This is a genomic window from Acidisoma sp. (assembly GCF_965199065.1).
In the GTDB taxonomy this organism is placed as follows: Bacteria; Pseudomonadota; Alphaproteobacteria; order Acetobacterales; family Acetobacteraceae; genus Acidisoma.
The window spans coordinates 231,951-258,264 of the sequence record NZ_CBDAQN010000003.1 but is presented as its reverse complement, the minus strand read 5'-3'; the positions used below and the strand labels follow the sequence as shown (position 1 = coordinate 258,264).

28 protein-coding genes are annotated in these 26,314 nt (G+C 67.9%); 12 read left to right on the top strand and 16 right to left on the bottom strand.

The genetic code is table 11. From position 1 onward, the window contains the following. The first annotated feature begins 35 nt into the window (after positions 1-35). The 5 genes from ACOEQ1_RS09430 to ACOEQ1_RS09410 all read left to right on the top strand — a co-directional run bounded on the left by ACOEQ1_RS09430 (position 36) and on the right by ACOEQ1_RS09410 (position 4,201). A complete protein-coding gene (locus ACOEQ1_RS09430) occupies positions 36-2,069 on the top strand; it encodes a DNA polymerase III subunit gamma/tau (RefSeq protein ID WP_419758993.1) in 2,034 nt (677 codons plus the stop codon). Next, positions 2,066-2,389 carry a YbaB/EbfC family nucleoid-associated protein gene (locus tag ACOEQ1_RS09425; protein ID WP_419758992.1) on the top strand — a complete coding sequence of 108 codons (324 nt, stop codon included), beginning with the start codon at positions 2,066-2,068 and terminating at the stop codon, positions 2,387-2,389. The genes ACOEQ1_RS09430 and ACOEQ1_RS09425 overlap by 4 nt, the downstream gene beginning before the upstream one ends. A gap of 16 nt (positions 2,390-2,405) precedes the next feature. Next, entirely contained in the window at positions 2,406-2,999 is a 594-nt protein-coding gene (gene recR, locus ACOEQ1_RS09420) for a recombination mediator RecR (RefSeq protein WP_419758991.1), read from the top strand. Between the two features lie 123 nt (positions 3,000-3,122). Further along, positions 3,123-3,602: a glycine zipper family protein gene (locus ACOEQ1_RS09415; RefSeq protein ID WP_419758990.1), complete on the top strand. Its 480-nt coding sequence runs from the start codon at positions 3,123-3,125 to the stop codon at positions 3,600-3,602. Between the two features lie 140 nt (positions 3,603-3,742). Then, a complete protein-coding gene (locus ACOEQ1_RS09410; protein ID WP_419758989.1) occupies positions 3,743-4,201 on the top strand; it encodes a CsbD family protein in 459 nt (152 codons plus the stop codon). A gap of 161 nt (positions 4,202-4,362) precedes the next feature. Here the strand turns inward: ACOEQ1_RS09410 and ACOEQ1_RS09405 are convergent, their stop codons facing one another. From ACOEQ1_RS09405 to ACOEQ1_RS09395, 3 genes are read right to left on the bottom strand one after another with little or no spacing between them, the layout of a single operon-like run. Further along, positions 4,363-5,172 (bottom strand): arginyltransferase, encoded by an 810-nt coding sequence (locus tag ACOEQ1_RS09405; RefSeq protein WP_419758988.1) that lies wholly within the window; start codon positions 5,170-5,172, stop codon positions 4,363-4,365. A 57-nt stretch (positions 5,173-5,229) separates the two neighbouring features. Then, complete coding sequence (locus ACOEQ1_RS09400) at positions 5,230-5,688, bottom strand: RDD family protein (RefSeq protein WP_419760673.1); 459 nt, start codon at positions 5,686-5,688, stop codon at positions 5,230-5,232. Between the two features lie 5 nt (positions 5,689-5,693). Further along, a complete protein-coding gene (locus ACOEQ1_RS09395) occupies positions 5,694-8,117 on the bottom strand; it encodes a penicillin acylase family protein (RefSeq protein WP_419758987.1) in 2,424 nt (807 codons plus the stop codon). An 84-nt stretch (positions 8,118-8,201) separates the two neighbouring features. Here ACOEQ1_RS09395 and ACOEQ1_RS09390 point away from each other — a divergent pair, with 84 nt between their 5' ends. The 4 genes from ACOEQ1_RS09390 to crcB all read left to right on the top strand — a co-directional run bounded on the left by ACOEQ1_RS09390 (position 8,202) and on the right by crcB (position 11,040). Continuing rightward, positions 8,202-9,041, top strand: coding sequence for an alpha/beta fold hydrolase (locus tag ACOEQ1_RS09390; protein ID WP_419758986.1), 840 nt, complete (start codon positions 8,202-8,204; stop codon positions 9,039-9,041). 179 nt (positions 9,042-9,220) lie between these two features. Next, the gene (gene speD, locus ACOEQ1_RS09385) at positions 9,221-9,682 is read left to right on the top strand and encodes an adenosylmethionine decarboxylase (RefSeq protein ID WP_419758985.1); all 462 of its coding nucleotides are present in this window, start codon (positions 9,221-9,223) and stop codon (positions 9,680-9,682) included. 79 nt (positions 9,683-9,761) lie between these two features. Next, complete coding sequence (gene speE, locus ACOEQ1_RS09380; RefSeq protein WP_419758984.1) at positions 9,762-10,628, top strand: polyamine aminopropyltransferase; 867 nt, start codon at positions 9,762-9,764, stop codon at positions 10,626-10,628. 16 nt (positions 10,629-10,644) lie between these two features. Then, on the top strand, positions 10,645-11,040 hold the full coding sequence (crcB, locus tag ACOEQ1_RS09375) for a fluoride efflux transporter CrcB (protein WP_419758983.1): 396 nt from the start codon (positions 10,645-10,647) through the stop codon (positions 11,038-11,040). A gap of 1 nt (position 11,041) precedes the next feature. Here the strand turns inward: crcB and ACOEQ1_RS09370 are convergent, their stop codons facing one another. From ACOEQ1_RS09370 to aroA, 12 genes are all read right to left on the bottom strand, one after another. Beyond that, positions 11,042-12,355: a bifunctional folylpolyglutamate synthase/dihydrofolate synthase gene (locus tag ACOEQ1_RS09370; RefSeq protein ID WP_419758982.1), complete on the bottom strand. Its 1,314-nt coding sequence runs from the start codon at positions 12,353-12,355 to the stop codon at positions 11,042-11,044. Between the two features lie 3 nt (positions 12,356-12,358). Next, entirely contained in the window at positions 12,359-13,267 is a 909-nt protein-coding gene (gene accD, locus ACOEQ1_RS09365) for an acetyl-CoA carboxylase, carboxyltransferase subunit beta (RefSeq protein WP_419758981.1), read from the bottom strand. Between the two features lie 64 nt (positions 13,268-13,331). Next, entirely contained in the window at positions 13,332-14,162 is an 831-nt protein-coding gene (gene trpA / locus ACOEQ1_RS09360) for a tryptophan synthase subunit alpha (protein WP_419758980.1), read from the bottom strand. After that, positions 14,159-15,316, bottom strand: a complete 1,158-nt coding sequence (gene trpB / locus ACOEQ1_RS09355; RefSeq protein ID WP_419760672.1) for a tryptophan synthase subunit beta — start codon at positions 15,314-15,316, stop codon at positions 14,159-14,161. Before trpB ends, trpA begins: the two co-directional genes overlap by 4 nt. Positions 15,317-15,426: 110 nt before the next feature. Beyond that, on the bottom strand, positions 15,427-16,119 hold the full coding sequence (locus ACOEQ1_RS09350; RefSeq protein WP_419760671.1) for a phosphoribosylanthranilate isomerase: 693 nt from the start codon (positions 16,117-16,119) through the stop codon (positions 15,427-15,429). Continuing rightward, on the bottom strand, positions 16,116-16,823 hold the full coding sequence (pyrF, locus tag ACOEQ1_RS09345; RefSeq protein ID WP_419758979.1) for an orotidine-5'-phosphate decarboxylase: 708 nt from the start codon (positions 16,821-16,823) through the stop codon (positions 16,116-16,118). Before pyrF ends, ACOEQ1_RS09350 begins: the two co-directional genes overlap by 4 nt. A gap of 4 nt (positions 16,824-16,827) precedes the next feature. Next, entirely contained in the window at positions 16,828-17,175 is a 348-nt protein-coding gene (locus ACOEQ1_RS09340) for a LapA family protein (protein WP_419758978.1), read from the bottom strand. A 47-nt stretch (positions 17,176-17,222) separates the two neighbouring features. Next, positions 17,223-17,531 carry an integration host factor subunit beta gene (ihfB, locus tag ACOEQ1_RS09335; protein ID WP_419758977.1) on the bottom strand — a complete coding sequence of 103 codons (309 nt, stop codon included), beginning with the start codon at positions 17,529-17,531 and terminating at the stop codon, positions 17,223-17,225. Between the two features lie 114 nt (positions 17,532-17,645). Beyond that, a complete protein-coding gene (gene sppA, locus ACOEQ1_RS09330) occupies positions 17,646-18,554 on the bottom strand; it encodes a signal peptide peptidase SppA (protein ID WP_419758976.1) in 909 nt (302 codons plus the stop codon). A 93-nt stretch (positions 18,555-18,647) separates the two neighbouring features. Beyond that, positions 18,648-20,369, bottom strand: coding sequence for a 30S ribosomal protein S1 (rpsA, locus tag ACOEQ1_RS09325; protein WP_419758975.1), 1,722 nt, complete (start codon positions 20,367-20,369; stop codon positions 18,648-18,650). Between the two features lie 236 nt (positions 20,370-20,605). Beyond that, positions 20,606-21,256, bottom strand: a complete 651-nt coding sequence (locus ACOEQ1_RS09320) for a (d)CMP kinase (RefSeq protein ID WP_419758974.1) — start codon at positions 21,254-21,256, stop codon at positions 20,606-20,608. Continuing rightward, on the bottom strand, positions 21,253-22,620 hold the full coding sequence (gene aroA / locus ACOEQ1_RS09315) for a 3-phosphoshikimate 1-carboxyvinyltransferase (RefSeq protein ID WP_419758973.1): 1,368 nt from the start codon (positions 22,618-22,620) through the stop codon (positions 21,253-21,255). Before aroA ends, ACOEQ1_RS09320 begins: the two co-directional genes overlap by 4 nt. 108 nt (positions 22,621-22,728) lie before the next feature. Between aroA and ACOEQ1_RS09310 the strand changes: the two genes are divergently transcribed. Next, positions 22,729-23,067, top strand: a complete 339-nt coding sequence (locus ACOEQ1_RS09310; RefSeq protein WP_419758972.1) for a TIGR02300 family protein — start codon at positions 22,729-22,731, stop codon at positions 23,065-23,067. Between the two features lie 79 nt (positions 23,068-23,146). Beyond that, the gene (locus tag ACOEQ1_RS09305) at positions 23,147-24,685 is read left to right on the top strand and encodes a sensor domain-containing diguanylate cyclase (protein WP_419758971.1); all 1,539 of its coding nucleotides are present in this window, start codon (positions 23,147-23,149) and stop codon (positions 24,683-24,685) included. On the opposite strand, the gene ACOEQ1_RS09300 is transcribed toward ACOEQ1_RS09305, so the two are convergent. After that, entirely contained in the window at positions 24,648-25,952 is a 1,305-nt protein-coding gene (locus tag ACOEQ1_RS09300; RefSeq protein WP_419758970.1) for a D-amino acid dehydrogenase, read from the bottom strand. The genes ACOEQ1_RS09305 and ACOEQ1_RS09300 overlap by 38 nt on opposite strands. Before the next feature lie 47 nt (positions 25,953-25,999). On the opposite strand from ACOEQ1_RS09300, the gene ACOEQ1_RS09295 reads away from it, so the two are divergent. Next, positions 26,000-26,293 (top strand): hypothetical protein, encoded by a 294-nt coding sequence (locus ACOEQ1_RS09295; protein WP_419758969.1) that lies wholly within the window; start codon positions 26,000-26,002, stop codon positions 26,291-26,293. Positions 26,294-26,314: the final 21 nt, after the last annotated feature.

Genomic DNA, 26,314 nt, shown 5'->3' with positions numbered 1-26,314 from the left:
GCCTCGGCGACCCCCTCATCGTGTAGAAGGGAAGCGTGGCCGATATCGATCCCCCCCAGGCGCAATCACCGGAGCCGTTGCCCGAACCGCCGCCGCCCTCGGGGCCCGGTCTGTTCGGGGAAACGCTGAGCGCCGCGCCGGCATCCACTCCAACACCGAGTGCGAGCACGACCGCCGCGCCGTACCGGGTATTGGCCCGCGCCTACCGCCCGAGCCGCTTCGAGGACCTCATCGGCCAGGACGCCATGGTGCGTATCCTGAGGCGGGCGTTCGCGACGGGGCGTGTCGCCCACGCCTTCATGCTCACGGGCGTGCGCGGCACCGGCAAGACGACGACGGCTCGTATCATCGCTCGGTGCCTCAACTGCACCGGGCCGGACGGCACCGGCGGGCCGACCGCCGACCCTTGCGGGGTCTGCGCCAACTGCCGCGCCATCATGGCCGACCGTCACCCCGATGTGATCGAGATGGACGCCGCCAGCCGCACCGGCGTCGACGATGTGCGCGAAATCATCGAGGCGACCCGCTTCCGTCCGATGGAGGCCCGCATGAAGGTCTTCATCGTGGACGAGGTCCACATGCTCTCCCGCAACGCGTTCAATGCGCTTCTGAAAACGCTGGAGGAGCCGCCGCCGCACGTGAAGTTCGTCTTCGCGACGACGGAACTGCGGAAGGTGCCGGTGACCGTGCTCTCCCGCTGCCAGCGTTTCGACCTGCGGCGTGTGCCGGTCTTGGACCTCGCGGAGCATTTCGGGCGGATCGCGGCGGCCGAAGGCGTCAGCGTCGCACCCGAGGCGCTCGAACTGATCGCCCGCGCCGCCGACGGCTCCGTGCGGGACGGGCTCTCCCTGCTCGACCAGGCGATCGCCATGGGTGCTCAGGAGGGCGGCGCCATCTCGGTGGAGGCGGTCGCCGACATGCTCGGTCTCGCCGATCGCGGGCTCGTCTTCGACCTGCTCGAGGCGTTGATGGCCGGCCGGCCGCCGGAGGTGCTGGCGATTCTCGATCAGGCGCATGAGCGCGGTGCCGATGCCGGGCTCCTGTTGCAGGACCTGCTGGGGCTGACCCATGTCCTGAGCCGGCTGCGCGCGTCGCCCGCACTGCGGGAGAGCCCGGATCTGCCCCAGGCCGAGCGGGTGCGGGGTGCGGCGCTGGCCGATCGCCTGACGATCCCCGTGCTCGGCCGTGCCTGGCAGATGCTGCTGCGCGGCGTGAGCGAGGTCGAGGCCGCGCCCGACCGCCGCGCCGCCGCCGAGATGGTGCTGATCCGGCTGTGCTATGTCGCCGACCAGCCGACGCCCGGCGAACTCGTGCGGCGTCTCTCTCCCGGTGGCGAGGCACCCAAGCCGGTGCTGGCCGCCCCGCCGCCTGCCGCGCCTTCCGCCCCGCCGCCTGCCGCGCCTACGCCTACGGTGCCGGTGCCGCCATCGGTGTCGCCCGGGCCGCGCAACTGGGGAGGCGGTGGCAACACGGCACTCTCGCAACCTGTTCCGGAACCGGCGCCCGACCTCACGCCCACGGCGGAGGCCGCTCCGGAAGCGCCGCCTCCGCCGCCGACGATCCCGGAGCATTTCCGTGATGTGATTTCGCTGGTGCGCGAACGGCGGGAGATGACGCTCTATGGTCATCTTCTGCATTCCGTGCATCTGGTGCGTTACGCGCCGCCGGTGATCGAGATCCGCCCGCAGCCGGAGGCGCCGCGGGATCTCGCGGCCAAGCTCGCGGCGGTGCTCGGCGAGGCCACGGGGCAGCGGTGGACCATTGCGATCTCGACCGCCGAGGGCGAGCCGACGATCGACGCTCAGCGCCAGACGGCGGATCAGGGGCGCGCTGTCGAGGCGGCCGAGCACCCGCTGGTTCAGGCCATCATGGCCGCCTTTCCGGGCGCCAGGCTAGAGAACGTGCGTGATCCGACGGTCGACGAATATCGCCTGCCGCCTCCGGTCGCAGTGGTGGGGCCGGATGCCGATGTTGGGACGCAAGGGCTGGAACTGCCCGATGAGATGCCGGACTTCGCGCCACCCGACGCGGAGCCGCTGGACGAGATGGAGCTGGAGGACGAGCTATGAAGAACATCGCTGGGCTGATGAAGCAGGCGTCGCAGATGCAGCAGAAGATGCAGGAGATGCAGGCGGCGTTGGAGCAGGCCGAGGTCGAGGGGCAGTCGGGCGCGGGCATGGTAACCGTCGTGCTCAGCGGCAAGGGCGACATGCGGCGGGTGAAGGTCGATCCGAAGCTCGCCGATCCGGGCGAGATGGAGATGCTCGAGGATCTCCTGATGGCCGCCCATGCCGATGCCCGCCGCAAGGTGGAGGCCATGGCCGCCGAGGAGATGCAGAAGGCCACCGGCGGCCTGCAGCTGCCGCCGGGCATGAAGCTGCCGTTCTGACCGGGAGCGCCGCCCGGTGGGCGGTCCCGAGGTCGAGCGGCTGATCGCACTCCTGGCCAAGCTGCCGGGGCTCGGGCCTCGCAGCGCGCGCCGCGCCGCGCTCAAGCTCCTGCAGCAGCCGGAGGCGCGGATGCTGCCGCTGGCGACCGCGCTCGTAGAAGCGGCGCGAGCGGTGCGGCCGTGCCGCCTGTGCGGCAATCTCGATAGCCATGACCCTTGCGGCATCTGCACGGACCATCATCGGGACCGCAGCATCATCTGTGTCGTCGAGGGGGTTGGCGACCTCTGGGCCATCGAGCGCGCGGGAGCGCATCGCGGGCTCTATCACGTCCTCGGAGGGACCTTGTCGCCGCTCGGCGGCACCGGACCCGAGGACCTCAGCGTCACCCCCTTGCTCACGCGGCTGGCCGAAGGTGAGGCGCGTGAAGTGATTCTCGCGCTGGGTGCTACGGTGGACGGCGCCGCCACGGCCCATTGGCTCGCGGACCGGCTGCTTCCCACGGGCGTTGTGGTCAGTCGTGTCGCGCAGGGCGTGCCGATCGGCGGAGCGCTCGAGGTTCTGGATGACGGCACCCTGTCGACGGCGCTCCGCGCCAGACGGCCCGCTTAGCCGTTTCGTCATCGGTCTAAAACTTGTTTCAGTTGTAATGACCGGAAAAGGTCCGTTACGGACCGGCTATTGATCTGGTTTCTGCCGAACGGGCAGAGTGAGATAATGCTAGGGAGGCTACGGATGAAGCGGCAGACAACGATAGCGGCAACGGCAACGGCGATGACGGTGTTGCTGCTGGCGGGATGCGCGGCGCCCACACCGACAGGGCCGACCATCACCTCGGTTCCTCCTGCGGGCAAAAGCCTCACTCTTTTCCAGAACGACGACTATTCCTGCCGCAACTACGCGCAGCAGACGGTAGCCTATCCGGCTTCCACCCAGCGCACGGCCGGCAACGGCGTGGCGACGGCGGCGGTCGGCACCGGGCTCGGCGCGGCAATCGGTGCTCTGTTCGGTGCGGCGGGCGGCAACGCCGGTGCAGGTGCCGCCATCGGCGCGGGCGCGGGCCTGCTCGGCGGCTCGGCCGTGGCGGCCGGGCAGACGGGTCACGCCGCCGGCAGCCTGCAGCAGATTTACAACAACGCCTACGCGCAGTGCATGACGTCGCGCGGCAATGGCATTGTCCCGCAGGGCTATGGCGCACCCGCCTACGGCTACTGAGGTCGACCGGCCCTTGCTGTCTTGAGGGGTAATCCTTCGTAAGGGGAGTTTCCAGGCGGCGAATGCACCCCATGTGGTGGCGACAGGATATTAGCGCCGCCTGCTGTGGCGGTGCTTTTCACACCACAGGGGTATTCCGCATGAACGACGACCAGATCGACGGCAACTTCTCCGAAGCCAAAGGCAAGGTGAAGGACGCGGTTGGCGGGCTGACCGGGGACGCGAAGACGCAGGGCGAGGGCAAGGTCGACCAGCTCACCGGGCAGGCCCAACAGGCTTACGGAAGTGCCAAGGACGCTGTCAGTGACGTGGCCGGCAACGCGGCTGACACCATGTCCGACGCAACCGGGCGGGCAACGGATACGCTGCGCGACACCGCCGAAACCGTGAAGTCCAAGGCCGGCGAAGTTGGCAGCAAAGTCTACGAGGCTGGACAGACGGCAGGCCAGTACGTCGGTTCGACCATTCAGGAGCAGCCGATGCTGTCTCTGATCGGGATCGCGGCGATCGGATATCTGGTGGGGTATCTGGTGCATTCACCGTCGAGCCCGTTAAACCCGGAGCCCCGCTACCGGAAAGTCATCCGCCGCTGGAGCTGAGGTAGCTGCCAGCGACCGGCTTCCGCAACCGGTGCGGCGGCCGGTCGCAATGACCGTGGAGTTTCCATGTAGGCGACTACGACTGCCGCGTTGGCGAGGGTCGTATCGCCTGCTGGAGCTTGGCCGCATGCCGGCTTCAGCCGGCCTGAACTGATGCCAATCTACCGCACCGTGCTTGCGGCCGGCAGGATATGGGACACCGCCTCGCTGAACGGGGCTCCGTCGACATTCGCGTGCGTGGTCGTGAGCGGCTCCGCCAGAACGCGCCAGGCACCGCCGGACAGAATTTCGCATGGCCGGAAGCGGGTCTTGTAGGCCATCTTCTGGCTCTCGGCGACCCAGTACCCGAGGTACACGTAAGGTAGGCCCATCGCGCGCGCCTGGTCGATCAGCCGCAGGATGGCGAACGTCCCCAGCGACTTGAACCCAGTGTCTGGGGCGAAGAAGCTGTAGACCGCCGAAAGACCATCGGCCAGCCGGTCCACCAGGCAGCACGCCATCAGCCGCTGCGCCGGATCACGGAACTCGGTCATGAACGTTTCGATCGGCGTGTCCTCGACCATCGCGCGATAGTCGTAGAAACTCATTGACGCCATGTCGCCGTCGCCATGACGCGCCTGCTGGTAGCGCTGAAACAGCTGGAACTGCTCGACCGTGGCGGTCGCCGTGATTTCGCGAGTCGTCAACACGATGTTGGCACGCGCGATGCGGCGAAGGCCGCGATCGGGTTCGAACATGGCTACCGGAATGCGAATCGGCACACAGGCCTTGCAGCTCGGACAAACCGGGGCATAGGCGATGTTGTGGCTTCGCCTGAAACCCGCGCGAGACAGACGGTCATGCAGGGATTCCGCCTCGGGGCCTGTCAGCTCCGTCACCACCTTCCGCTCGGTGCGGCCGGGCAGGTAGGGGCAAGGCAGAGGCGCCGTCGTGTAGAAGAAGTTCGGCCGACGGATGGTCCTATAATTCATAGCCGATACCAGTCTCCACCCCCTGAGGCAGCCATAAGGGCAAACCGACCGCCGCCCTCACCATCTCCGCCATTCCAGCGCGCCGGCCCGCACGACCACGAGCCCGGCAATCATGTCATGGATCGCCCGGCGACGGTGCGTAAAAAATGCAATCGCAAGCCAGATCACACCCGCTGCCAGTGTCAGATATAGTAGTCCAGTAAAGGCAATCGCCTGAACGAGCGTCGGCCTGCCGAGATCGTCCGAGCGCCGCACGGACAGCCCCATTGCCGCATCACCAGGTGTCGCCATCGCCGGACTCGCAATCCAGCCTGCCTCGTATATCAGCCCGATGATTAAGATGAGATGCGCCGGGCCGTGCAGCAGGCCCAGCGTCATCACATGGATGACTCCGAAGACGAGGCTGACCGCCATCGTCACCACGACGATCAGCGCCCAATCGATCAGGAAGGCGGCGATCCGCCGGCTCGGAACCCCCCAGGTGAGGCTGTCATCGTCCAACGGGATGGCATTCATCGTGTTCACGAGCGGGACTTTGGCATGATCCTTATCTGCCGGGAAACTACATTCGGCTCGGGTCCGAGCTGCACGCTCCCCCCCGCGCGCCAGCGTTGCAGAAAATCTGTCGCATGGGGGTCGAGCAGATCACCCGACTGGCCCGGCGCTATGACGAAAAGGCTCCGGTCCAGATCCGAAAGGTCATAGACGCCGCGCAGCTCCGGTCCATGGAGCGCGGTGAACTCGCCGCGGCCCGGCAGGAAGCCCGGCGCGGACACGTCGATGGTGGTGGCATCGCCGGGCACCGGGATCGTGATCCGTCCCAGCCAGCCCAGAAGGGGCAGGCGGCTGAGCAGCGGATGGGCGAACAGCGCCGGGTGCGCCGCGCTCCAGCGCCAATGGGCGGCGTCGGAGCCGTAGTAGTGACGTAGCATCGCCATTGACTGGTCAAGCGCCGAGAGCAGCAGGGGCCGGCAGTCGCCGTGGCACCAGAGCTTCGCCTGAGCCTTCGCGCCATCGGCCGGCAACAGGAGCGACAGGATGAAGCGCTCGTCCTGCATCGGCGCCTGATCCGGGCTCACTTCGTTCGCCGCCAGCACCGCATCCATGAAGGCGTGCGTCCAGGCGTTGAAGATGAGCGGCTGCGGGCTCGCCATCGCCATGCGGCCGTCCCAGCCCTGCAGCAGGGCCGCCGCGGGTGCCGCCGGGTCGTCCTTCGGCACTGCCAGCTCGTTCAGCACCGGCAGCAATCTCTGAGCGTAGTCGCTGATGATGTCGGTCTGCATGAGCGCGAAGGTCCGCGGCGTCTCGCGCTCGCTGTCGTCGAGCAGCGTTCGGATGCGCTGGGCTCGCCAGTCGCCGAAGGTGTCGCGCCCGAGCTTCACCGGGAAGTCGGGAGACGCCGTCGGCTCGTTGGCGTTCACCAGCTGCCCCGACGCCGGGTTCACGCTATGGGGCAGCTTGTTGCCGGCGGCCCAGCCGGTCCAGTCATGCTGGCCGTCGGCGCCGTCCGTAGGCCACGACCCGTCGCCCGAGCGCCGAAGGGGCACGCGTCCAGTCGTGTAGAAGGCGATGTTCCCCGCCGTATCCGCTGTGATGAGGTTCTGCACCGGACTGGTGATCTTGACCGCCGCTAGTCCCGCATCCGAGACCCAGCGCGCCTGGTTGAGCATCAGCAGCCCGTCGGCGTCGGTGTCGTGCGGCGCGAGGTTCGCCATCTCGGCCGTCAGCAGGGTATGCGGGGTCGGCCCCTGGTCGATCACCGGCCCATGCCGCGTGATGCGGACCGTCAGGACCACGTCGGGATGCCCCCGCACCTGGATCACCTCGCGGCGGGTGACAAAATCCTGTGGCCCGCTCGGCGTCTCGTACTGCTTTCCGTCCGGCGTGACGTGCTCGATGAAGATGTCCTGCGTATCGGCGCCCGTGGAGGTGAAGGTCCAGGCGACATGATCGTTGTGGCCGATCAGCAGAAAGGGCAGTCCGGGCACGGTCGCGCCGGCGAGCGTCCCCTGTGGCGTGTCGATGCGGGCGAGGTACCAGAGGCCGGGGAAGTTGAAGGCGAGATGCGGGTCGCCGGCGAGCAGCGGCTCCCCGGAGGCGGTATGCCCGCCCGACACGGCCCACGCGTTCGAGGCTTGCGCGGGTTGGGTGAAGGCTTTGGGGTAATGGCGGACCCAGGTCAGCGCCCGGCGCGCCTCGGCCACGGCTCCTGCCGGGTAGTCGAGGGCGGCGTCCACCGGAGGCGGCGGCTTGCCGGCAACCGGCCACAGGCTGTCGATCTTCTCGCGCGACATATGGGCGGACAGCGCCAGCCGCTGGAGCTCGACCTCCCAGTTGCCCGAGAGCCAAAGGCCCATGGTCTTGCCCCAGAGCAGGCTGTCCACGATCGTCCAGGGCTGCGGCCTGCCGAGCACGATGAACTCGGGCGCCGACAGCCATCCGCGCCGCTCGATCCACGCGTTCACGCCGTTGGCGTATGCCTGCAGCAGCGCGCGCGCCTCGGGCGAGAGATCGGCGACATCGGCCTTGGCGCTTTCGCGCACGCCGAGGATCCGCATCTCCTCATCGTTCGGCAGGGCTGCCTGACCGAAGACGGCGGCGAGGGTGCCCGACGCCGCCCGTCGCATGAGTTCCATCTGGAACATGCGGTCGCGGGCATGGATGTAGCCGAGGGCGGTGGCGGCGTCGGTGGGCGAACTCGCGCGGATGAAGGGGATGTCGTTGCTGTCGAAGCTGACGCCTACGGGGTCGTCGACGCCGGGGATCGTCAGCACGTCGTCCTGCGGCGGGAGCACGCGCCAGATCAACGCGGCGATGGTGATGATGAGCGCCGCGAGCACGAGGCCGACGGCCGTCAGCGTCCGCCGCAGCCAGCGTGGCAGTGCCCGCAGCCGCCCCGTCCTGCTGGCGGGCCTTTCCTTGGTGTCAGCTTGAGCGATGGTCATCGTCCTTGCGATTGCTCGGCATCATCGCAAGGGTCATGACTGCTCGCCAAGATGCAAGCCCACCTTCCAGGCAAGGATAAGGCAATGGAACAGCGTATCGGTCGCGTCCGCTATCTGCTCGGCGATGGTTTCCACGAGATGGCCTATGTGGAGCGTGGCGATCCCGGCGCGCCGGCGGTCGTCTGCGTCCACGGCCTGACCCGGCAGGGGCGGGATTTCGACCGCCTCGCCGAGCATCTGGCGACCGACTTCCGCGTCATCTGCCCCGATCTGCCGGGACGCGGCCACTCGGACTGGCTGAGTGACCCGAACCTCTATCAACCTCAAACTTACATCACGGCACTGTCCCACCTTCTGGCGGTGATCGGCGGGCCGGTGCTCTGGGTCGGCACCTCCCTCGGCGGGATCTGCGGGATGGTGCTGGCCGCGCAGCCGGGCACGCCGATCTCGCGCATGGTGCTCAACGACATCGGCCCGTTCATTCCGGCCGCCGCCCTGGCCCGCATCCGGGACTACATGCTGCCGCCGCCGGAGTTCCCCGATCTCGGCGCCCTCGAGGCACATCTCCGGATCATTCACGGAAGCTTCGGCGTGCCCGACGACGCCGGCTGGGCCGAGATGGCGCGCCATTCATCGCGGGCGCTGCCGAACGGCGCGGTGACGCTGCACTACGATCCCGCGATCGCCGATCCCATCCGTTCGCAAGAGCCGGCTGATGTGAACCTGATGGATTTTTGGCGGAAAATTGACGTTCCGATGCTGACCATCCGCGGCGAGCGGAGCGATCTCCTGCTCCCGGAGACGCTCGAGGAGATGGTGGCGTCGGGTTCGGCGAGCCTTGTCGTTCCGGGTGCCGGTCACGCCCCGGCGCTCATGGACGAGAAAACGATCTCCAGAATCGCTGATTTCTTGAGAGAAAGATGAGGCGAATCGGGGGGAGACCGTTACAATCCTCCCCTGATGCATAGCCGAACACAGGCCATGCGGCATAATTTCACTTGCGCCGGGGGGCTGCGGCCCGCATAACCCGCCGCCTTGGCCCCAGGGGGCATGTCAATGAGGGCATGTCCAACAGGCCGTCTACTGGTTGAGGGAGCATGCGGATGAACGCACTTGCCCGACTGGGGATGGTCTCGGAATTCCCGAGCGAGAACCAGACGACTGCCACCACCGCCGATGCGGAGGTGCAGAAGGACTATTGGATCGAACGCGACGGGCAGAGATTCGCCGGCATGCATTTGCTGGTCGATCTTTGGGGTGCGAGCAATCTTTCTGAACCGGATCATATCGATCGCGCTCTGCGCGAGGCCGCCGTGGTCGCCGGTGCCACGATCCTGCATTCGCACTTTCACCACTTCACGCCGAATGGCGGCGTGTCGGGCGTGCTTGTGCTTGCGGAGAGCCACATCTCGATCCACACTTGGCCCGAGAAGGACTTTGCGGCGATCGACATCTTCATGTGCGGGGATTGCAATCCGCATCTGGGAATTCCGGTTCTCCAGGCGGCATTCAGCCCGACCCGGATCGATCTGGACGAGCAGCGCCGCGGCAGCCGCGGCGCCTAGGCGGCTTTATCCTCTGACATCAGGCTCATCCGCGCCGGCGTGCGCGGGTGCTCTGATCCGTAGTGTATCGGAGCATGGCATGCCGACCGACGTTTGGCTCAACGAGACGCTGTACCCCGCCTGGGGACAGAGATTTCGCGTCGTCCGGGAACTCGCCCGTGTCCAGAGCGACTTTCAGGACATCATGATCTTCGAGAGCGAGACGCACGGGCGCGTCATGGTCCTCGACGGCATCATCCAGATCACCGAGGGCGACGAGTTCGTCTATCAGGAGATGCTGGCGCATGTGCCGCTGATCGCCCATGGCGCGGCGAAGCGCGTGCTCATCATCGGCGCCGGCGACGGCGGCGTGCTGCGGCGGGTGCTGGAGCATCAGGGCGTCAGGCACGCGGTGATGGCCGAGATCGATGGCGAGGTCATCCGGCTGGCGAAAGAGTTCCTGCCCGATGTCGCCGGCGATGCCTGGACCAACCCGCGCGGCGAGGTGATCGTCGGCGACGGCATCGACTATGTCCGTCGCGCGCGGGATGCGAGCTTCGACGTCATCATCGTCGACAGCACCGATCCCATCGGCGTGGGAGAGGTTCTGTTCACCGACGAGTTCTACGAAAACAGCGCCCGCATCCTCACCGACGGCGGCCTGATCGTGAACCAGTGCGGCGTGCCTTTCATGCAGGACGAAGAGCTTCGCGACACCAGCCTGCGCCGCCGTCAGTTCTTCCCGCATGTCGGCGCATACGTCGCGGCAGTACCGACCTACGTCGGCGGCTACATGACGCTCGGCTGGGCCTCGAAGCAGCCTGGGATCGCGAACGTCGACTTGGCGACGATCAGGGCGCGGGCAGAGGCCGCAGGCATTCTCGGCGCGACGCGCTATTGGTCCCCCGAGGTCCACGCCGCCGCCTTCCATCTGCCGCCCTACATCGCCGAGCATCTCCCCGCCTGAGATCGACTGAAGGCCGATGAATGCACTCACCTATGTGCTCGTGGCGCTTGGCGGCGCCACCGGCAGCGTCGCACGCGCATGGGTGGGCGTAACCGCCGTTCGTCTCGTGGGTTCGGGCTTCCCATGGAGCACGATGGTGATCAACGTGGCGGGCTCGCTGGTGATCGGCATCGTAGCAGCGTCAGCGCTCTCGCCGACACGCACTCTCATCACTCAGGAGGTCCGCATCTTCCTGATGGTCGGCTTCTGCGGCGGCTTCACCACCTTCTCGTCGTTCAGCCTGCAGACCTTCGAGTTGTTGCGAGAAGGGCGCGCAGCTGCGGCGCTGGCGAACGTGGCGCTGTCGGTGGTCCTGTGCATCGTCGCAACCGGCGCAGGTTATCTCGGGACCACTGCAGCGTTCGGTCGATGACTCAGCGCTGGCCGCGCCTCAGCAGCGCGCCCGCGAGGTAGAGGCTTCCGCATACCAAAACCCGTGCCGACGCCCGACCCCCGGTGGCGGCGAGCTTGGCCAGAGCCTCCGCGACCGTGCCGCCCTCCCGTGCCACCCCGCCGGAGGCCGCGATGACATCCGCGACCGGCAGCGCCAGATACTGGTCCGGCTCGGCCACCGCCCAGACGCTTTGCGCGTAGGGCAGCAACGGCTTGAGGAACTCGGCCGCGTCCTTGCCCTGCTTCATGCCGATGACGAGGTGAAGGGGCCGGTCCGTCCAGCCCGCCAGATGACGCGCGAGTGCGACGCCCGCCCCTGGATTATGCGCGCCGTCCAGCCAAAGCTCCCACCCTCGGGGCAACTCCGCGGCGAGCGACCCGCCGAGCCTTTGCATCCGGCCGGGCCACTCCGCCCGCGCCAGCCCCCGCCCGAACGCCGCCTGCGAGATGGAAAGCCCGGATGCCCGCATCGCGGCGATCGCGATACCCGCATTGTCGTGCTGGTGCTCGCCCGCCAGCGACGGCCAAGGCAGCGACAACTCTCCGGCAGCATCAGCATAGTGCAAGCCGTCGCCCGCGACCTCGATGGTCCAGTCCCGGCCCCGCATGTAAAGCCTTGTGCCCTGGCGGTCCGCGTGTTCGGCGATGACATCCAAAACCTCGGGCGCCTGCGCGCCGGTCACGACCGGAACGCCAGTCTTGATGATCCCGGCCTTTTCGGCGGCTATTCCTGTGAGGCTGTCGCCCAGAAACTCCCGGTGATCGATCGAAATGGAGGTGATGGCGCAGGCCGCCGGTCGCTCGATCACGTTGGTCGTGTCGCCGCGGCCGCCGAGCCCGACCTCCAGAATGCAGAGATCGGCGGGATCATCCGCGAACAGGAGGAAGGCGGCGGCGGTGATGACCTCGAACACCGTGATCGGCGCGGCGGCATTGACCCGCTCCACCGCCTCCAGCGCATCGGCGAGGGCTGCTGTCTCCACCAGGCCATGGGTCAGCCGAATGCGCTCGTTGAAATCGACCAGATGCGGCGAGGTATAGACCTGGGTTCGCAGACCGGCGGCCTCGGCGATGGCGCGCGCGAAGGCGCAGGTGCTGCCCTTGCCGTTGGTGCCCGCCACATGCAGCACCGGCGCCAGCCGCCGCTCGGGATGGCCGAGCTTCTCCAACAGCACCCGCAGGCGGCCCATGTCGAGATCGATCGCGCGCGGATAGAGGCGCAACAGCCTCTCCAGCACGCCGTCGACCCGAGGGTCCTGGCTGCGCTCCCGTACGCGTTCAGCGATAGCCGGCATCGCTCAGACGGTCACGAGGTCCGTCGACGTAGCAGCCGGCGCCGGGGGTGGCTCGACTGCAATAACCGGCGGCTGGAGCATGTCGACCAGCCGGGCCAGCGTCGCGCGCATCTCGGCACGGATCACGATCATGTCGAGGATGCCGTGGTCATAGAGGTATTCCGAACGCTGGAAGCCTTCGGGCAGCACCTCCCGCACCGTCTGCTCGATGACGCGGGGGCCGGTGAAGCCGATGATGGCGCCGGGCTCGCCGATCTGGATGTCGCCCAGCATGGCGAAGCTTGCCGTCACGCCGCCGAAGGTGTTGTCGGTGAGCACGACGAGGAACGGCAGCCCGGCCTCCTTGACCATCTGCGTCGCGATGACGGTTCGCGGCATCTGCATGAGGCTGATCGCCCCCTCCTGCATGCGTGCGCCGCCGGAGGTCACGTAGATGATCAGGGGCGCCTTCTGCAGCACCGCGAGCTTGGCGGCGGCGACGATGCCTTCACCGACCGCCGCCCCCATGGAACCGCCCATGAACGCGTAGTCCATGGCGGCGACGACGACCTTACGGCCGCCGAGCTGACCGTGGGCGACAAGGATCGCCTCATCCAGCTTGGTTTTCTCGCGGGCTTCCTTCAGCCGGTCCGAGTAGCGTTTGCTGTCGCGGAAGCGCAGCGGGTCCTGCGGCACGCGCGGGGTATCGATCAGCGTGTAGGCGCCGTCGTCGAAGGTCCAGGCGAGGCGCTCTCTCGCGGTGGCGCGCATGTGGTGGCCGCAATGCATGCAGACCTTGAGGTTGGTCTCCAGGTCGCGCTGGAAGATCATCTGCTGGCAGGACGGGCATTGGTGCCAGAGGTTCTCCGGCACATCCTTGCGGCCAAGCAGCGTGCGGATTTTCGGGCGGACGAATTCGGTGAGCCAGCTCATCGGCGCTCTCCCCTTCTATGGAAGGAAGTTCTTTGGTTCTTTTTTACGAAAGAACCGCTGTGGTTCAGGCTGCCACGCGGACGGCGCGCACGGCGTTGGCGAGGGACCGCACCTGATCCAGCACGAGGACTGCCGTTTCCGGTGTGGCGCGGCCATGCTCGTCGAGGCTTTTCGCGAGCGTCTCGATGAGGGCGGAGGCGACGACGGCGCCGTCGGCAATGGATGTGGCCTCGGCTGCCTGAGCAGGGGTGCGGACGCCGAAACCAATGGCGATGGGCAGTTTGCTGAACCGTCGCAGGCGGGGAATGGCCGCGGCGAGGTCCGCCCCCGAGGCGCTGCGGGTTCCGGTGACGCCGGTGATGCTCACGTAGTAGATGAAGCCCGAACTGCCTTCGAGCACGTAGGGCAGGCGGGCCTCGTCCGTGGTCGGTGCGATCAGCCGGATGATATCCAGATCATTCGCTTGGGCATGGGGCGCCAGCATGTCGGCTTCCTCGGGCGGCAGGTCGACCGCGATCAGCCCGTCCACCCCGGCGGCGGCGGCATCGACGCAGAAGCGTTCGGGCCCATACGCCACGATCGGGTTGAGGTAGCCCATGAGGATGACCGGCGTCTCGTTGTCCGTCTCGCGGAAGCGGCGGACCATGGCGATGGTGCCGAGGAGGGTCGCGCCCGCTTTCAACCCGCGCTGCCCGGCGAGCTGGATGGTGGGGCCATCCGCCATCGGATCCGTGAAGGGCATCCCGATCTCGATGAGGTCGGCGCCGGCTTCCGGCATGCCGTGCAGAATGGCCGTGCTCGTTTCCAGATCCGGGTCATAGGCTTCGAGGAAGGGGATCAGCGCGCCTCGCCCCTCCCGTTTCAGCGCCGCGAAGCGGGCCGCGATGCGACTCACAGGGTTTGCCCGGTATGGGCGGCGACGGTGAAGATGTCCTTGTCGCCGCGGCCGCTGAGGTTGAGCAGGATGATCTCGTCCGGGGTCATCGTCGGCGCGATCTTGGCGATGTGAGCCAGCGCATGAGCGCATTCGAGGGCGGGGATGATGCCCTCGACACGGCAGCAGAGCTGGAACGCCTCCAGCGCCTCGTCGTCATTGATGGGGACGTATTGAACGCGGCCGCTCTCGAAGAGCCAGGAATGTTCGGGGCCGACGCCAGGATAGTCGAGCCCGGCGCTGATGGAATGCGCCTCCTGGATCTGGCCGTCGCCGTCCTGCAGCAGGTAGGTCATGTTGCCGTGGAGGACGCCGGGCTTGCCCCGCGCCATGCTGGCGGCGTGCTTCTCGGTGTCGATCCCGTGGCCCGCCGCCTCGACGCCGATCAGCCGCACGGAGGCGTCGTCCAGGAACGGATGGAACAGGCCGATGGCGTTCGAGCCGCCGCCGACGGAGGCGATGGCGACGTCCGGCAGGCGGCCTTCGGCCTCTATGAGCTGGGCCTTCGCCTCGTTGCCGATCACGCACTGGAAATTGCGGACCATCTCGGGGTAGGGGTGCGGGCCTGCCGCCGTGCCGATCAGGTAATAGGTGTCGCTGACGTTGGCGACCCAGTCGCGCATCGCCTCGTTCATCGCATCCTTGAGCGTGGCCGAGCCTGCCGTGACCGCACGGACCTCGGCGCCGAGCAGCTTCATGCGGAAGACGTTGGGCTTCTGCCGCTCCACGTCGGTCGCGCCCATGTAGATGGTGCACGGCAGGCCGAACAGCGCGCAGACGGTGGCGGTGGCCACGCCGTGCTGGCCGGCGCCGGTCTCGGCGATGATCCGGGTCTTGCCCATGCGGCGGGCGAGCAGAATTTGCCCCATGCACGAGTTGATCTTGTGCGCGCCGGTGTGGTTGAGGTCCTCGCGCTTGAAGTAGATCTTGGCGCCGCCGAAATGCTTCGTCAGGCGCTCGGCGAACCACAGCGCGCTGGGGCGGCCGACGTAATTCTTGAGGTAGCCGTCGAGCTCCGCCTGGAACTCAGGGTCCGTCTTGGTCGCCTCGTAGGCGCGCTCGACTTCGAGCACGAGCGGCATGAGCGTTTCGGCGACGAACCGGCCGCCGAACACGCCGAAGCGGCCACGCTCGTCCGGGCCCTGGCGAAGGCTGTTCTGGCCCCCACCCTGGCCTCCGGTCTGGCCCGTAAACGGACCGCTTTCCTGTACTGCGAAGTGCTTGTTCACGGGACCCCCTGATCGGCGCTGTCATACTCCCGGCGCGTCCGGGCCGAAAGGGCGGCAGCGGCGTTTCGTGACGACGTGATGAACGTGCGGATGAGCGCCGGATCCTTGACCCCAGGCTCCTGCTCGACACCCGACGAGACATCGACGCCGGTGGCGCCCGAAAGTGCGATCGCCTCCGCGACATTGCCGGGCGTGAGGCCGCCCGCGAGCAGCCAGGGCAATGGCGGGTTCCACCCCGCGAGCAGGGACCAGTCGAGTGCCGTCGCGTTCCCGCCGGGCCGCGTCGCCCCGGGTGGGGGCTTGGCCTCGACCACCATCCCGTCGAGCCCCAGCGCCGCTCGCTCGGCCGCTGCGAGATCGCCGGGTGTCGCGACCCCCACCGCCAGCCACACGGGCAGGCCGAAGCGGATGCGGACCGCCTGGGCCAAAGCGGCGTCGCCGTATATCTGCAAAGCGTCGAGCCGCATCTCGGCGAGCACCGCGGCGATCTCGTCTAGGCCCGGCTTCACGAACAACCCGACGCTCTGCGGGCCGTCGGGCCGCGTCGCTCGCAGGGTGGCGGCCTGCTTGGGCGTCAGGTAGCGCGGCGAGGGCGGGAAGAAGACGAAACCGACGTGATCGGCGCCGGCATCGGCTGCCGCGGCAAGGCCATCGGCGCTGTTGATGCCGCAGATCTTGATGCGCATCAGGCTGCCTGCGCGGTGAGTTCCGCCGCTATGGCCCGCGCGGCACCGGCTGGATCGGGCGCCTCCGTGATCGGCCGCCCGATCACCAGCCAGTCGGCGCCCGCCGCCATCGCCGCGCGGGGGGTCAGCGTGCGGGCCTGATCCCCGGCGGGCGCGTCTGCGGGGCGGATGCCCGGCACCACCAGCAGCGGCTCCGGTCCGATCTCGCGTCGGAGCATTGCAACCTCCAGCGGGCTGCACACCAAACCGTCCGCGCCGGCCGCGAGCGCGAGCCTCGCCAGCCGCAGCACCTGAGCCTGCGGGGTGGTGCCGACCCCGGTTTCGGCGAGGGCCTCTGCGGAGAGGCTGGTCAGCACCGTGACCGCCAGCAGCTTCGGCCGGGCTGGGCCGCCGGCCTCGGCGGCGTCGCGGGCGGCGGCGATCATGGCCGAGCCACCGGACGCGTGGAGCGTCAGCATCGAGACGCCGAGAGGCAGGACGGCCGAGACGGCGCCGGCGACGGTGTTCGGGATGTCGTGCAGCTTGAGGTCGAGGAAAATCGGCAACCCTGTCATCGCGCGAACCCCTGCGGGCCCCTGCGCCAGGAAGAAGGCGAGGCCGAGCTTGAGCATGCCCACGTCGCCGTGGAGCGCCCGCGCCCAGCCTTGGGCGACGCCGAGGTCAGCCGTATCGATCGCGGCGATGATCCTGTTGGCGACGGCGGCCATCGGCTCAGCCCTCGGGCGGCGGTAGAACCGGCTCCGGCCGCCGCATGCTCGGCAGGCCCTGGGTGTAGGAGGGAGGTGTCTTCCGCGCCTCGGCATCTGCAAGCTGGGCCTTCAGACGCCGGACCTCGGACTCCGCACGCCGGGCACGGCGGCCGAGACCGAGATGATCGACCCAGACCACGGCCGCTCCGAGGACGAAGGCAATGGCCATCCCGACGAGGATCGCCACGGCCAGTGGCACCTGGGTGGTGTAGTCGGTCGGCCAGTAGCCGATGGTCACGGGCTGCCGGTTCGACAGCGCGAAGAGTGCCAGGATGAGAATGAGGATGAGGGCCGGGATCAATCGGAGCATGCAAGGGAGTTTACGCGAAACTCGCGAGGAGCCAAACCCCGTCTGCGTCAGGCCTCGCGTTTTGCGTCCGCCCGCGCACCCTTGTTGACGCGGCTCCGCAATTCCTTGCCCGCCTTGAAGAAGGGTACCACCTTTTCATCGACCGGGACCGCTTCGCCCGTGCGCGGATTCCGGCCTGTGCGCGCCAGGCGCTGCTTCACCGTGAACGCGCCGAACCCCCGCAGCTCCACGCGCTCGCCGCGCGCCAGGGCATGACTGATCTGGTCGAAGATTGTGGCGACGATCGTCTCCACGTCCTTGCCGGTGAGATGGGGATTTGCTTCCGCCAGCGCCGCGATCAGCTCAGACTTTGTCATAAGGCTGGCTTCGTCATAAGGCTGACTTCATCCCATCTTCGCGAACGATGCGCGTCATTCTCTAGCCGGTATGAGGCCTAGTTATCCGAACGCATCGTCCAGGGCGTGTCAGACTTATGAAGGCTGCCAGAGTGCCAGGGCGCCGTCAAGCATAAGTGTCTGCGAAAACAACAGATTAGCAACACCGCCAAGCTTTATTCCCAGAACCGAAACACCTCCTCCCGCAACGGGGACATCCTCTGTCGGCAAATCGGCCGGAACGCCCTTGGCGTGCGCGAGCCAGGCTCGTGCGTCGTCCATCCCGCCGATCTGGTCCACCAGATGCAGCGGCAATGCCTGCTGCCCCGTGTAGGCGCGGCCATCGGCCAACTTCGTCACATCCGCCACGCTCATGTGCCGCCCGTCGGCTACAATGGCAACGAACTGCCCGTAGAGATTCATCAACAGACCCTGCAGCGCCTGACGCCCGGCATCGGTCATCGGCGCCGTGAAGCTCGGCTGGCCCTTCAGCGGACCCGAGACCAGGGTCTGCACGTCGATCCCGAGCTTGCTGAGCAGGCCACCCGCCTCAGGCGCTTCCATGATGACGCCGATGGAGCCCGTGATCGTCGAGTTGCGGGCGAAAATCCGCGTCGCCGGAACCGCGATCATGTAACCCGCGGAGGCCGCCATGCCGCCCATGACAGTGACCACTGGTTTGACCTTGGCGACCTTGGCGATCGCGTCGTGCAGCGCCTCTCCACCGGCGACGGAGCCGCCAGGGCTGTCGATCACCACCATCAGCGCGGCCGCGCGACGGTTCCCCGCCAGGTCCGACACGGCTTCGACCCGCTTCTCGTCATCGGTGATGATGCCGTCGACATGCAGCACGGCGACGAAGCGGCTGCCCGGCCATGTTGCGGCTCCGCGCCCGAGCAGCGCCAGCGCGGCCAGCACGACCGCCAGAATCGCGATGACCCGCCATGTCACCATGCCACGCTTGAGGCGGCGGCGGTCGAGGATCAGATCGGTTTCCAGGCTCATAGTCTCGCCTCCAGCTAACCCAACAAAAAGGCCGCCGGAGGTGCTTGCACACCGCCGGCGGCCGATCCTAGCCAGCCCGAAATGGGACGGGCGTTAAACGTCCGACTGCTGGTTGCGGCGGCGGATGGCCGCGCCCAGGATGTCGCCCAGAGATGCACCCGAGTCCACGCTGCCGTATTCCTGAACGGCCTGCTTGTCCTCGTCCATCTCCTTGCCGCGGATGGTGAGCGCGAGCTTGCGCGCGGCACGGTCGACCGAGAGGATCTTCGCGTCCACCTTCTCGCCGACGGCGAAACGGTCGGGGCGCTGGTCGCCCTTGTCGCGGGCCAGTTCGGCACGGCGGATGAAGCCGGTCAGAACGTCGTCGACCGAAACCTCGACGCCATTGGCCTGCACCGCCGTCACCACGCAGGTGACGATGTCGTTCTTGTGGACGCGATCGAAGACGCCGGCCGCCGGGTCATCGCGCAGCTGCTTGATGCCGAGGCTGATGCGCTCCTTCTCGACATCAACGTCGAGAACCTTCGCCTTGATGATGTCGCCCTTGTTGAACTTGGTGATGGCCTGCTCGCCCGCCTCGTCCCAGGAGAGGTCGGACATGTGCGCCATGCCGTCGATGTCGGCGGTGATCCCGATGAACAGGCCGAACTCCGTGATGTTGCGGATTTCGCCCTCGATCTCGGTGCCGACCGGATGCTCCTCGACGAACTGCTCCCAGGGGTTGCGCTGAACCTGCTTGAGGCCGAGCGAAATGCGGCGCTTGCCGGCATCCACGTCCAGCACCAGCACGTCGACTTCCTGGCTGGTGGCGACGATCTTGCCCGGATGGACGTTTTTCTTGGTCCAGGACATTTCGGACACGTGGACGAGACCCTCGACGCCGGGCTCCAGCTCCACGAAGGCGCCGTAGTCGGTGATGTTGGTGACGCGGCCGGAATACTTCGCGCCCGGCGGATACTTCGCCGCCACACCCTCCCACGGGTCGACCTCGAGCTGCTTCATGCCGAGGCTGATGCGCTGGGTCTCCTGGTTGAAGCGGATGACCTGCACCTTGACGGGCTGGCCGATCTGCAACGCCTCGGAGGGGTGGTTGATGCGGCGCCACGCGATGTCCGTCACGTGCAGCAGGCCGTCCACGCCGCCGAGATCGACGAAGGCACCGTAGTCGGTGATGTTCTTGACCACACCGTCGAGGATCATGCCTTCCTTGAGGCCCTGGATGAGTTCGCTGCGCTGCTCGGCGCGCGTCTCCTCCAGCACCGCGCGGCGAGACACCACGATGTTGCCGCGGGCGCGGTCCATCTTGAGGATCTGGAACGGCTGCGGCGTGCCCATCAGCGGCCCGACATCGCGCACAGGGCGGATATCGACCTGGCTGCCCGGAAGGAACGCCACGGCGCCGCCGAGGTCGACGGTGAAGCCGCCCTTGACGCGGCTGTAGATGGTGCCGTTGACGCGCTGGTTGGCGGCATGGGCCTTTTCGAGGTTGGTCCAGCTCTCCTCGCGGCGGGCCTTCTCGCGCGACAGCACGATGGAGCCGTCGCGGTCCTCATAACGCTCGACGTAAAGCTCGACGACATCGCCGATGGCGATCTCGGGCTTCTGGCCGGGGGCTGCGAACTCCTTGAGCGGAACCCGGCCTTCGCTCTTCAGGCCAACGTCGACGATAACGGCATCGTCGGTAACCCGTAGAACGCGGCCCGAGACGACGGACCCGTCGAACCCGGTATCCCGGCCGAGAGTCTCGTCGAGAAGGGACGCGAAATCCTCCTCCGCTGATTGGTCGCGAGGGCGGAGGGCGGAACTGGCTGACATGTGTCGGTTTCTGTCCTTGATCAGTGGGAGCGGCGGATAGGCCGCGCCGGTTTGCGCGCCACAGCCTGCGGGACCATCCCGGGCGGACACGGCTTGCCCCCAATGCCCTCAGAAGGACTATGGCGGGCCGGATAATTGGGCTTTAGGGCCGTCAAATCGGCGGCGACGGCTCAGGCGGGAGAAATACGCCGAGTTTGCTGCGAGTCAAGCGAAAGCACGAGTGTCGTTTCACGAGGCTATTCGCCCAGCCTCCATCGGATGATGGCCTCCGCCCGGGCCAAAGCCTGATCGGCCGTCATCCCGCTGGTGTCGAGCACCACCGCATCGTCGGCAGGCCGCAGAGGCGCCGTCGCGCGGGTGCTGTCGGCCTCGTCGCGCGCCGCCATCTCGGCCCGGATGGTGGCGAGGTCCGCGAGCGGGCCGCCGCGCCCCAGCAACTCCTGGTGGCGCCGGTTTGCCCGGACCTCCAGCCCCGCGGTCACGAACAGCTTCACCCGCGCATCCGGCAGCACGACGGTGCCGATGTCGCGCCCGTCGAGCACCGCCCCACCGGCCGCGAAGCGGCGCTGGAAGGCGAGCAGGGCCGCCCGCACACCAGGAACCGAGGCCACCTGGGAGGAGGCGGCGTCGGCGACCGGGCCGCGAAGGTCGCCCCGGTGAAGGTCGTCGGGCACGAGGGCCTCGGCCGCTACGGTCGCGGCCCGGGCATCCGCGGGGTCCGCACCGGCGTCCAGCACCCGCCTGCCGACCGCGCGGTAGAGCAGCCCCGTATCGAGATGCGGCAGGCCGAGCACCGCGGCCAGCCGCCGCGCCAGCGTGCCCTTGCCGGAGGCGGCCGGCCCGTCGATCGCGACCGTGAGCGGCGCGTCCGCGTCGGCTTCCGTCATGCCGGTGTCAGGTTGGCGCCGAGGCCGCGCATGAGATCGGCGAACCCCGGAAAACTGGTATCGACGAAACCGCTGTCGTCGACAGTCACGGGCGCCCGCGTGCCGAGCCCCAGCACCAGCGCCGACATGGCGATCCGGTGATCCATATGCGTGAGGACGGTGCCGCCGCCCGGCGGCGCTGCCCCACCGGTGCCGTGCACGATGAGGTCATCGCCCTCGATCTCGACGCCGATCCCGTTGACGGCGAGGAGGGCCGCGGTCGCGGCGAGGCGGTCACTTTCCTTCACCCGCAACTCGGAGAGGCCGCGGAACCGGCTTGTGCCGCGAGCGAAGGCCGCGGCCACCGCCAGCACCGGAAATTCGTCGATCATGCTCGGCGCGCGAGCGCGCGATACCTCGACCGCCTGCAAGGCCTCATGCCGGACGGTCAGGTCGCCCACCGGCTCGCCGCCTTCGGTGCGCTCGCCGCTGACCCTGAGGTCGGCGCCCATCTCCAGCAGCGTGGCAAAGAGGCCGGTCCGCAGCGGGTTGAGGCCGACCCCCGCGATGGTGACCTCGGAGCCCGGAACGAGCAGCGCCGCCACCAGCGGGAAGGCGGCCGAGGAGGGGTCGCCCGGCACGACGACATCGGCGCCCGTCAGCGCCGGCCGGCCCCGCAGACGGATAAGCCGGCCGTTGCCCCCGTTCTCCTCGAGGCTCTCGACTGAAACATCGGCGCCGAAATGCCGCAGCATGTTCTCGGTATGGTCGCGCGTGGCCTCGGGCTCCTCGACCCGGGTTTCGCCATCGGCGTTCAGCCCGGCCAGCAGCACCGCGGACTTCACCTGCGCAGAGGCGACCGGAAGCCGGTAGTTCAGCGGCTTCGGTGACGCCGCACCTTCGATCGCGAGGGGCAATCTGCCGCCGGCACGCCCGGTGAAGCGGGCACCGCAGGCGGAAAGTGGGTCCGTGACCCGCTTCATCGGCCGCCCCCGCAGGCTTGCATCGCCGGTCAGCACCGCAAAGATAGGGTGGCTCGCGAGAATGCCGCAGATCAGCCGGGCGGCGGTGCCGGAATTCCCCATGTCGATGACATCGGCGGGTTCACGCAAATGACCGCGCCCCTGGCCGTGGACCTGCCACTCTCCGGGGTCGCCGCGGACCACCTCGGCGCCGAGCGCCCGCATGGCGGCGGCCGTCCGCAGCACATCCTCGCCTTCCAGCAGGCCGCTGATCCGCGTGCGGCCCTCGGCAAGAGCCCCGAACATGAGCGCCCGATGGCTGATGGACTTGTCCCCCGGCACGCGGATCCGGCCTGAGAGCGGCCGTCCGCCGGGTATCGCGCGCAACGGTCGGGGCAGCTCAGCCGCGTGATCCATCATCATCTCTTAACGCAAAATCGGGCTCGGTCGGGGAGCGGGGTTTGACAGCCGGCTCAGGGGATGGCAAGGCCGCGCCCTTTCCGAAATACGGCTACCGCGACGAGGCTCCCGATGGTCAAGCCTGAACTTGGTACCAAGCGCACCTGCGTGTCCTGCGCAACGCGCTTCTACGATCTGGGCAAAACGACACCCGTCTGCCCAAAATGCGGCACCGAGCAGCCGCCCGAACAGCCGCGCCTGAAACGCGGCGGCAATCATATCGAGGACCGCCGCCTCAAGAAGCCGGTGCCCGTCGCCCGTACCGCCGACGAGCCCGACGTGGAGGCGGAGGTCGAGGATGTCGCCGAGGATGACGACGTGCTCGACGAGACCCCTGACCTGGACGACGACGACGATGCGATCGAAGGGGAGATCGAGGTCGAGAAGGACGTGGACGAGAGGGACCAGTAGAGCCAGCGCCTCATAGGCCGCCTTGCGCCGAGGGATCAGGATAGAAACCAAGCCGGAAAAACCGGAAGAGGCGCATCGCATGGCGAGGGCGGAGTTGAGGGAGCGCTTCACCCGGCGATGGCTGACGCTGCGCGGCGTCGCCTTCGTCAGCGTCGCCGCCATCTCCGTCCTCAGCGCGGGCTGCCTGTCGGTGCTGTTGCAAAGCCGGCTCGAACTCGTCCGGCGCGCCGACATCATGGCCGCCAACATCCTTCTGCTCGCCGACCAGACGGTTCAAATCGAAGTTCGCCGCTACGACCTCCGCCTGCTCGACGTGATCGCCGACCTCCGCGACCCGGCCACACGTCCCGCCGGCGTTCCGTCCGCCCCGTCGCTGTTCGGCGGATTGTCGCTCCGCCGCAGCATCGGCGACATCATCATCGTCGATGCGCGGGGCAGGGTTCTCGCCAGCTCGCGTCCCGACGTGACCGCGCGTTACGCGGTAGCCCTGCCGTCGATCCTGGCGTCGCCAGGCGCGGAGACCTTCGGCCTCGGCATCAGCACGGTGTTGCCCGCCGACCGGGAGCAACCGCTGATCGCGCTGACGCGAAGCTGCGCCCCCGACGCCTGCGGGCAAGCGTCAGCCGTCGTCGCGATGCTGCCCATGGCCTGGATCCAGGGCGTGTTCGGCGGCCTTGTCCTTGGCCGCGACGGGGCGATGACGTTGACGGACGGCAGCGGCACGCTGCTTGCGCGCCAGCCGACGGAGCCGGGCACATTGGGCCGCGTGCTCGAGCGGCAGGCGCTCATCGCGCGCATCCACCGCACCGGCATGACGGTCTACAACAGGACGATCCCGCCGAACGGCCAACGTTTCCGCGTGACTTCAGGGTGGGTCGACGGCCTGCCGCTGCTCGTCTCGGTCAGCATCTCCTATGCCGAAATCCTGCGCGGCTGGCGGCATCTCGCCTTCGTCATCATTTTCGCCGTCGTGCTGCTGGCGGGCGGCCTGGTCGCCCTCACGCTGCTTCTCGCGCGGGAGGTGCACCGGAAGATGAAGGTCGACGAGCAGCTGCTGTCGGCAAATGCTTTGCTGGCTGAAATGGCGCGAACCGACTGGCTCACCGGCCTGCTCAACCGCCGTGGGTTCGACGACAGCCTGGTGCGGGAGTGGCGCCGCTGTTACCGGAACGGCAAGCCCATCAGCCTGATGATGCTCGATGCGGACCACTTCAAGGCTTACAACGACCGGTTCGGGCATCAGGCCGGGGATGGCGTGCTGCGTGCGCTGGGCGCCTGCATCGTCGCCAATATCCGCCGCCCGGGCGATGTGGCGGCCCGTTATGGGGGCGAGGAGTTCACCGTCGTCCTGCCGGACACGGATACCTCCGGCGCCGGGAAGATCGCGGAGGCCATTCGCGCCGGGGTCGAGGCGCTCGCGATACCGCATGTGGAGGACGGCCGGTCGGTGACCGTCAGCGTCGGCGTCAGCACCGCGACGCCGGAGCAGCTGTTGACCGCCGAGGATCTGCTCGCGGCGGCCGACGCGGCGCTCTATGACAGCAAGGCGGCGGGGCGCAACCGGGTGACGCCGCGGGCGGCTACTCCGCAGCCTGCCGCGGAACCGGCGCGGACATAGCCGCGGCCCGGTTGCCCTCGTTCACGCCGCCGTCGCCGAGCCCGGCGACGACGCTCTCGGCGACCGCTTCGGCCGTGGCGGCGCAGAGCGTCCAGCCGAGGTGGCCGTGGCCGGTATTGTAGAACACGCCCGGCTGCCGGCCAGGGCCCACGCGCGGCAGCATGCTCGGCAGCATCGGGCGAAGGCCAGCCCAGGGCACCGCGGCGCTGGTGTCGATCGCCGGGAACATCGTCCGCGTCCATTCGAGCAGCGGGCGGATGCGGCTGGCGCTGATGTCGAGGTTGTAGCCGTTGAATTCGGCGGTGCCGGCGACGCGCAGCCGGTCCCTGAAGCGGCTCGACACGATCTTGGCCCCATCGTCCAGCAGGCTGACCCAGGGTGCGCCCTGGCGGCTCGCCTCATCCGCCAGCGGCACGGTGATCGAGTAGCCCTTGACCGGATAGATGTTGACGCGGTCGCCAAGCTGGCGGGCGAAGCGGCGGCTTGCCACGCCGGCGCAGATGACGACGCCGTCGGCGCGCAGGACCTGCTCCGGCGCGCGGCCGGGCTGGCTGACCGCGGGTTCCCACATCACCTCGACCCCGGCCCCCGCATGATGCAGGCGATGGACCGCGGTATCGTAATGGAAGGTGGCGCCGAGACGGGCGCAGGCGTCGGCCAGGCCGCGGGTGAAGGCATGGATGTCGCCGGTGTAGTCCGAGGCGGTGAAGAAGCCGCCGTAGAAATCCCCGGTGAGGGATGGTTCCAGCGCCCGCATCTCCTCGGGCGTGACCGCCACCCGGTCGAGCCCGCCCTCGGCGAGGAGAGCGTTGACCTGCGCCGCGCCATCGAAGCTGTGCTTGTCGCGGTAGACATGGAGGATGCCGCGCGGCTCGCGGTGAAAGTCGATGCCCTCGGCCTCGGCCATCTCGTCGAGGATGCGGCGGGAGGCGATGGCCATCCGCACGGTCTGGACGGTGTTGCGATGGTAGTTCGGGATCTGCGCCATGAACTCGACCATCCAGGAATACTTATGCCAGGAGGGCTTTGGGTTCACGAGGAGCGGCGCGTCCTTCTTGGTCATCCACTTGATGCCCTTCAGGATCGTCGCCCAGCTGGTCCAGACCTCGGCGTTGCTGGCGGAAAGCTGGCCGCCATTGGCGAAGGAGGTCTCCATGCCCGCGTAGCGCTGCCGGTCGAAGACGGTGACGGTATAGCCGCGCTTGAGGAGAGAGTAGGCGGTGGTGATGCCGGTCACACCGGCGCCGATCACGGCGATATGCTTCAAGATCCACGCTCCGTTGACGCGACAGGCTGAAGGCTCCGGCGGCTGGCTTGTGCGTTCTCACCCTTATCGACTGTGTTTTCTATCGATTGCGTTTTCGTCAGTATTTCATCGTTCCGTGGGGTCCGCAACGGTCGGCTCTCCGCGAAAGCCAACCGAGGCTGCGTGCCGGCTGGAAGGCGCGGATGAAGCGCGGCTGGCACGACCGGGCGTTTTCCAGTGCGGCGTCCGCAACGGCGAGGCGATCGCAGAATCGCTTAACCCGTGATTTACAATTTTCGAACTATCTTGGGGTGATTGAGAGCTTTGGCATCAACGCGCCGCTCGCGCCCGGCGCGGGCTGACGGATCGAGGCTTACCGCCGC

Bases quoted from the DNA above. Each gene is read 5' to 3' on its own strand.
- ACOEQ1_RS09425 (WP_419758992.1), top strand. From the start codon at position 2,066: ATGAAGAACATCGCTGGGCTGATGAAGCAGGCGTCGCAGATGCAGCAG.
- ACOEQ1_RS09415 (WP_419758990.1), top strand. From the start codon at position 3,123: ATGAAGCGGCAGACAACGATAGCGGCAACGGCAACGGCGATGACGGTG.
- ACOEQ1_RS09410 (WP_419758989.1), top strand. From the start codon at position 3,743: ATGAACGACGACCAGATCGACGGCAACTTCTCCGAAGCCAAAGGCAAG.
- ACOEQ1_RS09405 (WP_419758988.1), bottom strand. From the start codon at position 5,172: ATGAATTATAGGACCATCCGTCGGCCGAACTTCTTCTACACGACGGCG.
- ACOEQ1_RS09400 (WP_419760673.1), bottom strand. From the start codon at position 5,688: ATGAATGCCATCCCGTTGGACGATGACAGCCTCACCTGGGGGGTTCCG.
- ACOEQ1_RS09395 (WP_419758987.1), bottom strand. From the start codon at position 8,117: ATGACCATCGCTCAAGCTGACACCAAGGAAAGGCCCGCCAGCAGGACG.
- ACOEQ1_RS09390 (WP_419758986.1), top strand. From the start codon at position 8,202: ATGGAACAGCGTATCGGTCGCGTCCGCTATCTGCTCGGCGATGGTTTC.
- speD (WP_419758985.1), top strand. From the start codon at position 9,221: ATGAACGCACTTGCCCGACTGGGGATGGTCTCGGAATTCCCGAGCGAG.
- speE (WP_419758984.1), top strand. From the start codon at position 9,762: ATGCCGACCGACGTTTGGCTCAACGAGACGCTGTACCCCGCCTGGGGA.
- crcB (WP_419758983.1), top strand. From the start codon at position 10,645: ATGAATGCACTCACCTATGTGCTCGTGGCGCTTGGCGGCGCCACCGGC.
- ACOEQ1_RS09370 (WP_419758982.1), bottom strand. From the start codon at position 12,355: ATGCCGGCTATCGCTGAACGCGTACGGGAGCGCAGCCAGGACCCTCGG.
- accD (WP_419758981.1), bottom strand. From the start codon at position 13,267: ATGAGCTGGCTCACCGAATTCGTCCGCCCGAAAATCCGCACGCTGCTT.
- pyrF (WP_419758979.1), bottom strand. From the start codon at position 16,823: ATGGCCGCCGTCGCCAACAGGATCATCGCCGCGATCGATACGGCTGAC.
- ACOEQ1_RS09340 (WP_419758978.1), bottom strand. From the start codon at position 17,175: ATGCTCCGATTGATCCCGGCCCTCATCCTCATTCTCATCCTGGCACTC.
- ihfB (WP_419758977.1), bottom strand. From the start codon at position 17,531: ATGACAAAGTCTGAGCTGATCGCGGCGCTGGCGGAAGCAAATCCCCAT.
- sppA (WP_419758976.1), bottom strand. From the start codon at position 18,554: ATGAGCCTGGAAACCGATCTGATCCTCGACCGCCGCCGCCTCAAGCGT.
- rpsA (WP_419758975.1), bottom strand. From the start codon at position 20,369: ATGTCAGCCAGTTCCGCCCTCCGCCCTCGCGACCAATCAGCGGAGGAG.
- ACOEQ1_RS09320 (WP_419758974.1), bottom strand. From the start codon at position 21,256: ATGACGGAAGCCGACGCGGACGCGCCGCTCACGGTCGCGATCGACGGG.
- aroA (WP_419758973.1), bottom strand. From the start codon at position 22,620: ATGATGATGGATCACGCGGCTGAGCTGCCCCGACCGTTGCGCGCGATA.
- ACOEQ1_RS09310 (WP_419758972.1), top strand. From the start codon at position 22,729: ATGGTCAAGCCTGAACTTGGTACCAAGCGCACCTGCGTGTCCTGCGCA.
- ACOEQ1_RS09305 (WP_419758971.1), top strand. From the start codon at position 23,147: ATGGCGAGGGCGGAGTTGAGGGAGCGCTTCACCCGGCGATGGCTGACG.